The following is a 10,145-nucleotide window of genomic DNA, read 5'->3' as shown; positions in this document are numbered from 1 at the left end:
CGCCACCAGCCCGTGCGGCGCCGGTGCGTTCCGCGCCCAGAGCGCCACGTGCACCGCCCAGTCCGCGCGCCCCTCCTCGGCGAACTCGCGGGTGCCGTCCAGCGGGTCGATGATCCACACCCGGTCCGCGGTCAGCCGGGACACCGCCCCGGTGCTCACCTCCGCCGCCCAGGCCAGCCGCGACCCCTCGTCCTCCTCGGAGAGCACCGCGTCGCCCGGTCGCCACCTCGCCAGCTCGGTGCGGATCAGCTCGTGGGAGATCTTGTCCCCCGCCGCCTTCAACGCGCCCGGGTCCTCGAACCCCAGCTCCGCACGCAACGCCAGCAGCGCCTGCCCGGCCCGCGCCGCCAGCCACCGGGCGAACGCGCCGTCGATCATCGGAGGACTGCCCACACCACGCTCCCGTCGCCTCGCGCGGCCCACGTCGCCGGTCGCGCCACGTCACGAAGGCGCAGACTACCGGCTTCCCGCCGGCAGGCCCGCGCCTCACCCGCCGTGATACGCGTTCTGGGTCGGCTCGACACCCTTGGTGACCACCGACTCCACCACGTCCGCCGCCCGGTCCACCAGAAACTCCAACTCCTTACGCTCCACTGCCCCGAAATCCGACAGCACGTAGTCCGCCGGATCCTGCCGCCCCGGTGGGCGGCCGATGCCGAACCGCACCCGCACGTACTCCTTCGTCCCCAGCGACTTCGACATCGAGCGCAGGCCGTTGTGCCCGCCCTCGCCACCGCCGAGCTTGATCCGCAACTGGCCGTACGGGATGTCCAGCTCGTCGTGCACCGCGACGACCCGGTCCGCGGGGATCTTGTGGAACTGGGCCAGCGCCACCACCGGCCCGCCCGACAGGTTCATGTACGTCAACGGCTTCGCCAGCACCAGCTTCGGCCCACCGAAACCCAGCCGCCCCTCGGCCACCTCGGCCACCGCCCGCTTGTGCCGGCCGAACTTCGCGCCCAACCGCCCCGCCAACAGGTCGGTCACCATGAAACCCACGTTGTGCCGGTTGCCGGCGTACTCCCGGCCGGGATTGCCCAGGCCGACCACCAGCCACGGCCCCGCCTCGTCCGTCACGTCCCGTCCCTCCCGGTATCACGCCTGTCCCGAAACGCCGGCAGGCGCCCCCGACGGTTCGGGGACGCCTGCCGGCAACGCTGCGGACCGATCAGGCCTCGGTCTTCGCCTCGGCGGTCTCCTCGCCACCGGCGGCAGCCGGCTCGCCGGCCTCGGCGCCCTCGGACGACTCGGCGGTCACCTCGCCAACCCCCGCCTCGACCTCGGCCTCGACGGCCTCGACCTCGGGCAGGGTCGCCTCGAGCTGCTCGGCGGTCGGGGCGGCGGTCACCGAGGCGACCTGGGTCTCCGGGTCGGCGGCCAGCTCGACGCCGGCCGGCAGCTCCACGTCGGCGGCGGTGACCTGGTTGCCGGCCTCCAGGCCCTCGATCGAGGCCTCCAGGTGGTCCGGAACCCTGGTCGCGTCGGCGGTCACCGACAGGGTGTCGTGATCGTGCACGATCAGGGTGTCCTTGGCGGCCTCACCGGTCAGCTGGACCGGGACCTCCACGGTGACCTTCTCGCCCCGGCGGACCAGCAACAGGTCGACGTGCTCGAAGGTGTCCTTGATCGGGTCACGCTGGATAGCCTTCGGCAGCGCCAACACCTGGGTGCCGTCACTGACCTCGATCGCGAAGAGCTGGTTGGCGCCGCCCTTGCGGATCGCGGCGGCGAACTCCAGCGCGGGAAGCGCGATGTGCTTCGGCTTCTCGCCGTGGCCGTACAGCACGGCGGGCACCTTGCCGGCCCGGCGGGTACGGCGGGCACCACCCTTGCCGAACTCGGTACGTGGCTCGGCGCTGATCTTTACCTCGGACACGGGGAAACTCCTGATGCTTCGCTGCGGCGGCTTGTCGTCTGGCGGTGCTGGGCGAGGGGCTCGCAGGGGCTCATGCGTCATGAACGACTGCCCGGAGCACCGCGTCGATGACGGTGCCTCCGTGCGGTGCTTTTCAGCGGCCCGCCGGGCACCCTCGCCGTGGCAACCGTGCCAGTCTACCCGAGCCGGTTCCGGGGTTGGCGGCAGTCCCCCTCATTCACGCCCACGGCCGTCCGCCGGCGGCGTCGTCCGCCAGGCCGCCCCGCCGGACGCCACCCTGACCGCCCGCCGGGCGCCACCCTGACCGGCCCGGACCGCCCGCCCCGGGCCCGCCACGCTCGCCGAGTCAGCTCAGGCCACCGAAGAGGGTGGTCACCGAACCGTCGTCGAAGACCTCCCGGATCGCCCGGGCCAGCAGCGGCGCGATGGACAGCACAGTGATCTTGTCGAGCTGCTTCTCCGGTGGCAGCGGCAACGTGTTCGTCACCACCACCTCGCTGATCGGGCTGTTCTTCAACCGCTCGGTCGCCGGATCCGACAACAGGGCGTGGGTCGAGGCCACCACGATCTCCGCCGCCCCCGACTCCTTCAGGATCTCGGCGGCCTTGGTGATCGTGCCACCCGTGTCGATCATGTCGTCGACGATCAGGCAGATCCGGCCCTCGACCTCACCGACCACCCGGTTCGCCACCACCTGGTTCGGCTTCAACGGATCCCGGGTCTTGTGGATGAACGCCAGCGGGCAGCCACCCAGCCGGTCCGTCCAGCGCTCCGCCACCCGCACCCGGCCCGAGTCCGGCGCGACCACCGTCATCGGCCGGCCCGCGAACTTGCGCTCCACGTACTCGGCCAGCACATCCATCGCGAACAGGTGGTCCACCGGACCGTCGAAGAAGCCCTGGATCTGCGCCGTGTGCAGGTCGACCGTGAGGATCCGGTTCGCGCCCGCCGTCTTCAGCAGGTCGGCCACCAGGCGGGCCGAGATCGGCTCCCGACCCCGGTGCTTCTTGTCCTGCCGCGAGTACGGGTAGAACGGCAGGACCACAGTGATCCGTTTGGCCGAACCCCGCTTCAACGCGTCCACCATGATCAGGGTTTCCATGACCCAGGTGTTGACCCCGTGCGTGACGGACTGCACCACGAAGGCGTCCGAACCACGCACCGAGTCCTTGAACCGTACGAAAATCTCGCCGTTGGCGAAGTCGTACGCGTCGGCCGGCGTCGGCGCGACGCCGAGCACCTCACCGATCTCCTTCGCCAGCTCCGGAAAGCCACGTCCGGAGAAGAGCATCAGGCTCTTGCGGTTTTCGGCGACGATGCTGCCCATGGGCCCGTCTGCTCCCGTTGGTCGGTGGTACCCGGCGGCGGTGTGGCCGGGGACTATTCGGTTGCAGTATCCCCCGCCGTCAACCCGCCACCCACCGTCTCCGTGGCCCCGTGGGTTGCCTCACCTTCGCTTGCGGAAGCGGCCTCCACCGACCCACGTCCCGCCCGCTCCGCCGCCGCGGCCGACGCCGTACCCGGACGCTTGCGCGCCACCCAGCCCTCGATGGCACGCTGCGGCGCCCGGGTCACCCCGAGCGCACCGGCCGGCACATCCTGGGTGATCGCGCTACCTGCCGCCACGTACGCTCCCGGACCTACCTCCACCGGGGCGATCAGGCTGGTGTCGCAGCCGATGAAGGCCGCCTCACCGACCGTGGTGCGGTGCTTGTTCACCCCGTCGTAGTTCACGAAGATCGTCGCCGCGCCGATGTTCGCCTTCGCGCCGATCGTCGCGTCCCCGACGTACGACAGGTGCGGCACCTTCGCGCCCGCGCCCACCTCGGAGTTCTTCACCTCGACGAACGTGCCGACCTTGGACCCCTCGGCCAACCGCGCCGCCGGCCGCAGGTACGCGTACGGCCCGACGCTCGCCCCCGGCCCCACCTCGGCGCCCACCGCGTGGCTGCGCAGCACCGTCGCAGCCGGCCCCACCACGGTGTCGACCAGGGTGACGTCCGGCCCGACGACCGCCTCCGCGCCCACCACCGTCGCGCCGCGCAGCTGCGTGTTCTGGTCGACCACCGCGTCCCGGGCCACCGTGGCGGTGACGTCGATCCAGGTGGTCTCCGGGTCGAGGATGCTCACCCCGCTGCGCATCCAGGCCTCGTTCACCCGGTCGCGCAGCAGTCGGCGCAGGCTGGCCAACTCCACCCGGTCGTTGCAGCCCAGCGTCTCCACGTGGTCCGCCGCCACGTGCACGCCCACCGGCTCGCCCGCCGAGACCAGCAGACCGAAGACGTCGGTGAGGTACTCCTCGCCCTGGTCGTTGTCCGTGGAAAGCTTGCCCAGCGCATCCCGCAGCCGGGCCACGTCGAACGCGTAGATGCCCGCGTTGATCTCCCGCAGCTCGCGCTGTGCCGGGCTCGCGTCCCGTTCCTCGACGATCTGCTCCAGCCGGCCGGCGGCGTCCCGCACGATCCGGCCCAGGCCGGTCGGGTCGGGCACCTCGGCGGCGAGCACGGTGGCCGCCGCGCGTTCGACCTCGTGCGCCTCCACCAGCGCGGCGACGGTCTCGGCCCGCAGCAGCGGCACATCCCCGTTGATCACCACGACGGTCCCGGTGGCGTCCGGCACGGCGTCCAGCGCGATCCGTACCGCGTGGCCGGTGCCGAGCTGCTCGGACTGCAGGACCGGGGTGGCGGCCGGGGCGATCTCGGTAAGGTGCGCCCGCACCTGCTCGGCGCCGTGGCCGACCACCACCACCGTGCGGTCCGCGCCCAGCGGCGTGGCGGCGGCCAGCACGTGACCGAGCAGGGTACGGCCGAGCAGCGGGTGCAGCACCTTGGGCAGCGCCGACTTCATCCGCTTACCCTCACCGGCGGCGAGCACGACGATGGTGCGGAGGTGGGGCTGGGACACGACGTTGCTCCCGTCGGGAAGGCGACAGTCTCGCGGCCATGCTAACCAGACTGCGGAGGCACTTCGTCCCATACCCCAACCGGCGGGTCGGGTGTCAGAGAACGCTCGGCCGCCAGGGTTCGAACCTGAAACACGGGTACCAAAGACCCGGGTGTTGCCAATTACACCACGGCCGACTGTGACGCAAGACAGCTTAGCGTCTGCCGCGAGGCGCTGGCGACCTCACTGACGCTCGCTCCACAGCGCGCCGGTACGACAGTACATTCATTCATCCGCACAACTGTTCACCGCGCCGGGACGGCAGCCTGGGTTACGGTGACGTAGGCGTAATCTCCCTGCTGCGAGGTGCCATGTCGACCTCCCTGACGCAACCTGCCGGCACCGGCCCGAAGCCGCTCACCCAGGGCCCGCAGTCCAGAGGCATCCTGGTCGCGCTCTGGGCGTTCGTGGTCGTACCCTTCCTGGCCCTGGTCGCCGCGGCGCCGGTCGCCTGGGGTGGCTGGTTGAGCGCGACCGACCTCGCCGTCGCCGGCTGCTGGTATCTGCTCTCCGGCCTGGGAATCACTGTCGGCTACCACCGATACTTCACCCACGGCTCGTTCAAGGCGTCGCGCCCGCTGCGGATCGCGCTGGGGGTGGCGGGTTCCCTCGCGGTCCAGGGCGAGATCATCCAGTGGGTGGCCGACCACCGACGCCATCACGCCTTCTCCGATCTGGACGGCGACCCGCACTCGCCCTGGCGGTACGGGCAGACCGTCCGGGGGTTGGTGAAGGGGCTCTTCCACGCCCACGTCGGCTGGCTCTTCGGTCGGGAGCTGTCCAACCGGGCGCGCTTCGCCCCGGACCTGCTCGCCGACCGCGACACCCGTCGGGTGGACCGACTCTTCCCGCTGCTGGTGGTCGTCTCGGTGCTCGGACCGGCGGTGATGGGCGGGCTGCTGACGTGGACCTGGTCGGGGGCGCTGAGCGCGCTGTTCTGGGGCGGTCTGGTCCGGATCTCGCTGCTGCACCACGTCACCTGGTCGATCAACTCGATATGCCACGTGTACGGTGAGCGCCCCTTCGCCATGCGGCAGGGCGACCGGGCGTCGAACTTCTGGCCGCTGGCGCTGTTGTCCTTCGGCGAGAGCTGGCACAACCTGCACCACGCCGACCCGACCAGCGCCCGGCACGGGGTGCTGCGGGGCCAGGTGGACGTTTCGGCCCGGGTGATCTGGCTGCTCGAACGGGTCGGCGCGGCGCGGGACGTACGCTGGCCGAAGCCGGAGCGGATCGCGGCGAAACTGGTGCGCCCGGCAGCGCCGGAGTAGCACCGGACGGTGGCCGTCGGGGATTGCCTGGCAGTATGTCCGGGGTGGCCGACGAGGACGGACACTCCGGGTAAGAACATCCCACGACAGGGCGTCACCGAGCGCCGGCAAGGTGACGGCATGACGGACGGCAGCGGGGACAGGCGGCGAGCGGTGCCGGCGGCAGCCACGAAGCCGGCGTCCCGGGTGCGCATGTCGGCTGCCCAGCGCCGTGAGCAACTGATCTCGATCGGCCGGCAGATCTTCGCCGAGAAGGGCTTCGACGCCACCTCGATCGAGGAGGTGGCGTCCCGGGCGAAGGTCTCCAAGCCGGTGGTCTACGAGCATTTCGGCGGCAAGGAGGGGCTGTACGCGGTGGTGGTCGACCGCGAGGTGCGCGCCCTGCTGGACCGGATCACCACCGCGCTGACCGCCGGTCACCCGCGTGAGCTGTTGGAGCAGGCGGCGTTGGCCCTGCTGACCTACATCGAGGAGGAGACCAGCGGGTTCCGGGTGCTGGTCCGCGAGTCGCCGCTGATGTCGGCGACGGGCAACTTCAGCAGCGTGATGAACGACGTCGGGCACCAGGTGGAGCACATCCTGGGCGCCGAGTTCTCCAGCCGGGGGTACGACCCGAAGCTGGCCGAGTTGTACTCGCAGGCCCTGGTGGGGATGGTGGCGCTGACCGGCCGCTGGTGGCTGGAGGTGCGCAAGCCGCGCAAGGAGACGGTCGCCGCGCATCTGGTGAACCTGGCCTGGAACGGGTTGTCACACCTGGAGGCGAAGCCGGGGTTGATCACCCGCCGGCGGGGTTGAGTCTGCGGGCCGGGGCCGCCCGGTCAGCGGGTGCCGGCCTCGGAGATCGGGTGCCGGCGGTTGCGCCGTTCCTCCTCGGCGTGTTCGTCGGTGCCGACCTTGTCGTAGAGGCCGGTGCCGAGCAGGATCAGACCGAAGATCATCGACACGATGACCGTTGACATGGAGAAGTTGAGGAAGTTGACCGACGTCTCCAGCACGGCCATCATCAGCAGGCTGGTGACCAGGAAGATCGCCCCGGCGGTCAGGTTCATGTAGTGGCCGAGGTTGTTCCGGCGGGACGCGCCGATGATCAGCACCGTGCCGAAGAGCACGGACACCAGGGAGAAGGCCAGGTTGGTGCGGAGCCCCAGGGCAAAGGTCGCAGCCCGGTCGAACAGCGGGTCGCCCCAGGTGAGGAAGACACCCCAGATGCCGAAAACGAGAATGTAGAGACCCACGATCCCGGCGAGCGCCCGGTAGAGCGGGCGCGCGGGATGGTTCACCGGTAGGTGCACGACAACTCCTCCGACCAAACTGACCGCTTCAGGTGGATTGTCCATCCCACCGGTGGTCGGTGTCCGTCAAACCGCCGGGTCCGCAACTGCGGCTGTGCCGTGCGGCCACGGAGGTGCGCCACGATGGCGCAGAAGAACCAGGAGACGAGGCGCGACCAGCGGCGGTTGAGCCCGCCCCCGCCTGCGGGCGGAGCGGGCTCGACCGGTCTCGCCGGTGATCAGAGCACCAGGCGGGCCTTCTCGAAGACCTCCCGCTCCTCGTCGGTGCCGACCTTGCCGTACATGGCGACCATCAGCAGGACCAGGCTGAGCGTCAGCACCACGATGTCGGTGAAGATGGTGAAATTGAAGATGTTCGCGTCGGTCTGGAGGAACGCCAGCGACGCCAGCCCGATCACCATCAGGGCGTAAGCCAGGAACTGGTTGATCGCCACGTCGATGTTGCGACCGATCGCGATGCCGGCCAGGACGACGCCGCCGATGACGATGCTGACCAGCGAATACCCGAGGTTCGTGCCCTGGCCCAGGACCTTGGTGTCATCCTGGGCGAAGAATTCGTTGCCGAGGCTCGCGATGGCGCCGAGCACACCGAAGACCACGAAGTACAGACCAACGAGCCCGCCGATCGCCCGGTAGATCGGCCGCGCGGGGTGGTTGACGGGGGTATGGGCCATGGCTGAGTCTCCAACGCCGTTCGGATAAGAAGGGTCGACGACGATTGTCCCGCATCGCACGGTGTGACGCCGCACACGGCCCCCGTCGGTGGCCGGCGGGCCGCCCGGGCGGTCGTCAGAGCGGCGGAATCTCGTCGGCCAGGAGCAGCCAGGTCTCCTCGGTCCGTTCGCGTTCGGCGCGTACCTCCTTGAGCTGCGCGTCGAGCTCGGCGACCTTCGTGTAGTCGGTGGCGTGCGCGGCAAGCTGGTCGAGCAGCGTCGCCTCCCGCTGGTCCAGCTTGCCGATCTGCCGTTCCAGCCGGGTCAACTCCTTGCGGGCCTGCCGGGCCTCGGCGGCGGACATGCCGGCACCGGCAGGGACCGCCGCTCCGGCACCGCCGGTGGGGACCGCCGCTCCGGCACCGCCGGAGGGGGCCTTGGCGTGAGCGTCCGCCCCGGCGGCCCGGGCGAGGTACTCGTCGACACCGCCGGGCAGGTGCACCAGCCGGCCGTCGCCGAACATCCCGAACGCGGTGTCGGTGACCCGTTCAACGAGGTAGCGGTCGTGACTGGCCACGATGATCGTGCCGGGCCAGGAGTCGAGCAGGTCCTCCAGTGCGGCGAGGGTGTCGGTGTCCAGGTCGTTGGTGGGCTCGTCGAAGAGGAGCACGTTGGGCTCCCCCGCGAGCAGCCGCAGCATCTGCAGGCGGCGACGTTCACCGCCGGACAGGTCGGCGACCGGGGTCCAGAGGCGCCGATCGTCGAAACCGAAGATCTCGGCGAGTTGGGCGGCGGAGATTTCCCGGTCGCCGAACTGCACTCGGCGGGCCACCTCCTCGACGGCTTCGAGGACCCGCAGTTGGCCGGGGAGTTCGGCCAGTTCCTGGGACAGGAAGGCGGGTCGGACGGTCGAGCCGGTGTGGAAACGCCCGCCGTCGGGGTGGGTGGCCCCGGCCAGCATCCGCAGCAGGGTGGTCTTGCCGGCGCCGTTGCGGCCGAGGATGGCGATCCGGTCGCCGGGCCCGACCTGCCAGGTGACCTCGTCGAGGATGGTCTTCGGGCCGGCGTGCAGGGTGACGTGCTCCAGGTCGTACACCTGCTTGCCGAGCCGGGCGGTGGCGAGTCGTTGCAGCGAAGTGGTGTCGCGCGGCGGCGGCACGTCGGCGATCAGCGCGTTGGCGGCGTCGATCCGGAACTTCGGCTTGGAGGTGCGGGCCGGCGCACCCCGGCGCAGCCAGGCGATCTCCTTACGGAGCAGGTTCTGCCGGCGGGCCTCGGTGGTGGCGGCGACCCGTTCCCGCTCGGCGCGGGCCAGCGTCCAGGCGGCGAAGCCGCCCTCGTACGCCCGGACGGTCTGGTCGGCGACCTCCCAGGTGGTGGTGCAGACCGCGTCGAGGAACCACCGGTCGTGGGTGACCACGACGAGCGCGCCCTTGCGGCCGACCAGGTACTTCGCCAGCCAGTCGACGCCGCCGACGTCGAGGTGGTTGGTGGGCTCGTCGAGAATCAGCAGATCGGCCTCGCGGACCAGCAGCGCGGCCAGGGCCACCCGGCGGCGCTCGCCCCCGGACATCGGGCCGACCGGCTGGTCGAGGCCGAGGTGGGGCATGCCGAGGCCGTCGAGAATGGCACGGACACCGGCGTCGCCGGCCCACTCGTGCTCGGCGCCCATGCTCTCGGCCAGCCAGGCGGTGCCGAGGACGACGTCCCGGACGGAGGCGTCGGCAGCAAGCGTCAGGCTCTGCGGCAACCAGGCGACACGCAGGTCCCGACGGTGGGTGACCCGGCCGTCGTCTGGTTCCTCCTGTCGGGTGAGCAGCCTCAGCAGGGTGGACTTGCCGGCGCCGTTGAGACCGACCACACCGATCCGGTCGGCGTCGTCGAGGCCGAGCGAGACGTCGGTGAGCAGCGGCCCCGCGGCGCCGTACCCCTTGGACACCCGGTCCAGGTTGACGATGTTGGCCACGACCTCACCTCCCATGATCAGGGCGCCCCGGTGCCGGCTGGCACCTCGGGACGCCCGACCCCAAGGGTACGCGGACCGTCCGCGCCCGGCGTCGCCCGTCCTCCGCCCGCCCCGGGCCCACCCCCGACCCGCTCTTTACCGTCC

General features: G+C 70.9%; 10 protein-coding genes and 1 tRNA gene. 2 read left to right on the top strand and 9 right to left on the bottom strand.

From position 1 onward, the window contains the following. The 6 genes from E1193_RS26215 to E1193_RS26190 all read right to left on the bottom strand — a co-directional run. Window positions 1–378, bottom strand: a 378-nt coding sequence (locus tag E1193_RS26215; RefSeq protein ID WP_279433395.1) for an inositol monophosphatase family protein, incomplete at its 3' end; no start/stop codon positions are given. A gap of 108 nt (window positions 379–486) precedes the next feature. Then, window positions 487–1,077, bottom strand: a complete 591-nt coding sequence (gene pth / locus E1193_RS26210) for an aminoacyl-tRNA hydrolase (protein ID WP_132185854.1) — start codon at window positions 1,075–1,077, stop codon at window positions 487–489. 91 nt (window positions 1,078–1,168) lie between these two features. After that, window positions 1,169–1,876, bottom strand: coding sequence for a 50S ribosomal protein L25/general stress protein Ctc (locus E1193_RS26205; protein WP_132185853.1), 708 nt, complete (start codon window positions 1,874–1,876; stop codon window positions 1,169–1,171). Between the two features lie 346 nt (window positions 1,877–2,222). Beyond that, window positions 2,223–3,203, bottom strand: a complete 981-nt coding sequence (locus E1193_RS26200) for a ribose-phosphate diphosphokinase (protein ID WP_132185852.1) — start codon at window positions 3,201–3,203, stop codon at window positions 2,223–2,225. A gap of 53 nt (window positions 3,204–3,256) precedes the next feature. Continuing rightward, window positions 3,257–4,780 (bottom strand): bifunctional UDP-N-acetylglucosamine diphosphorylase/glucosamine-1-phosphate N-acetyltransferase GlmU, encoded by a 1,524-nt coding sequence (gene glmU / locus E1193_RS26195; RefSeq protein WP_347877047.1) that lies wholly within the window; start codon window positions 4,778–4,780, stop codon window positions 3,257–3,259. A 104-nt stretch (window positions 4,781–4,884) separates the two neighbouring features. After that, window positions 4,885–4,956 (bottom strand) — tRNA-Gln (locus E1193_RS26190). Between the two features lie 174 nt (window positions 4,957–5,130). Here E1193_RS26190 and E1193_RS26185 point away from each other — a divergent pair. After that, the gene (locus E1193_RS26185) at window positions 5,131–6,090 is read left to right on the top strand and encodes an acyl-CoA desaturase (protein ID WP_132185850.1); all 960 of its coding nucleotides are present in this window, start codon (window positions 5,131–5,133) and stop codon (window positions 6,088–6,090) included. 120 nt (window positions 6,091–6,210) lie between these two features. Next, entirely contained in the window at window positions 6,211–6,885 is a 675-nt protein-coding gene (locus E1193_RS26180) for a TetR/AcrR family transcriptional regulator (protein ID WP_132185849.1), read from the top strand. Window positions 6,886–6,908: 23 nt separating this feature from the next. On the opposite strand, the gene E1193_RS26175 is transcribed toward E1193_RS26180, so the two are convergent. The 3 genes from E1193_RS26175 to E1193_RS26165 form a co-directional block, all read right to left on the bottom strand. Next, window positions 6,909–7,427 (bottom strand): DUF4383 domain-containing protein, encoded by a 519-nt coding sequence (locus tag E1193_RS26175; RefSeq protein WP_132185848.1) that lies wholly within the window; start codon window positions 7,425–7,427, stop codon window positions 6,909–6,911. A gap of 173 nt (window positions 7,428–7,600) precedes the next feature. Next, window positions 7,601–8,056 (bottom strand): DUF4383 domain-containing protein, encoded by a 456-nt coding sequence (locus E1193_RS26170; RefSeq protein ID WP_132185847.1) that lies wholly within the window; start codon window positions 8,054–8,056, stop codon window positions 7,601–7,603. A gap of 115 nt (window positions 8,057–8,171) precedes the next feature. Continuing rightward, window positions 8,172–10,001, bottom strand: a complete 1,830-nt coding sequence (locus E1193_RS26165; protein ID WP_132185846.1) for an ABC-F family ATP-binding cassette domain-containing protein — start codon at window positions 9,999–10,001, stop codon at window positions 8,172–8,174. Between the last annotated feature and the right edge of the window lie 144 nt (window positions 10,002–10,145).

Origin of the sequence: Micromonospora sp. KC606, from assembly GCF_004348675.1 — a bacterium.
Taxonomy (GTDB): Bacteria; Actinomycetota; Actinomycetes; order Mycobacteriales; family Micromonosporaceae; genus Micromonospora.
This window is presented reverse-complemented; position numbering and strand designations above follow the sequence as displayed.

Excerpts from the sequence above, each read along its gene's own strand:
- E1193_RS26200 (WP_132185852.1), bottom strand. The coding sequence starts at position 3,203 with ATGGGCAGCATCGTCGCCGAAAACCGCAAGAGCCTGATGCTCTTCTCC.
- E1193_RS26185 (WP_132185850.1), top strand. The coding sequence starts at position 5,131 with ATGTCGACCTCCCTGACGCAACCTGCCGGCACCGGCCCGAAGCCGCTC.
- E1193_RS26180 (WP_132185849.1), top strand. The coding sequence starts at position 6,211 with ATGACGGACGGCAGCGGGGACAGGCGGCGAGCGGTGCCGGCGGCAGCC.
- E1193_RS26175 (WP_132185848.1), bottom strand. The coding sequence starts at position 7,427 with ATGGACAATCCACCTGAAGCGGTCAGTTTGGTCGGAGGAGTTGTCGTG.
- E1193_RS26170 (WP_132185847.1), bottom strand. The coding sequence starts at position 8,056 with ATGGCCCATACCCCCGTCAACCACCCCGCGCGGCCGATCTACCGGGCG.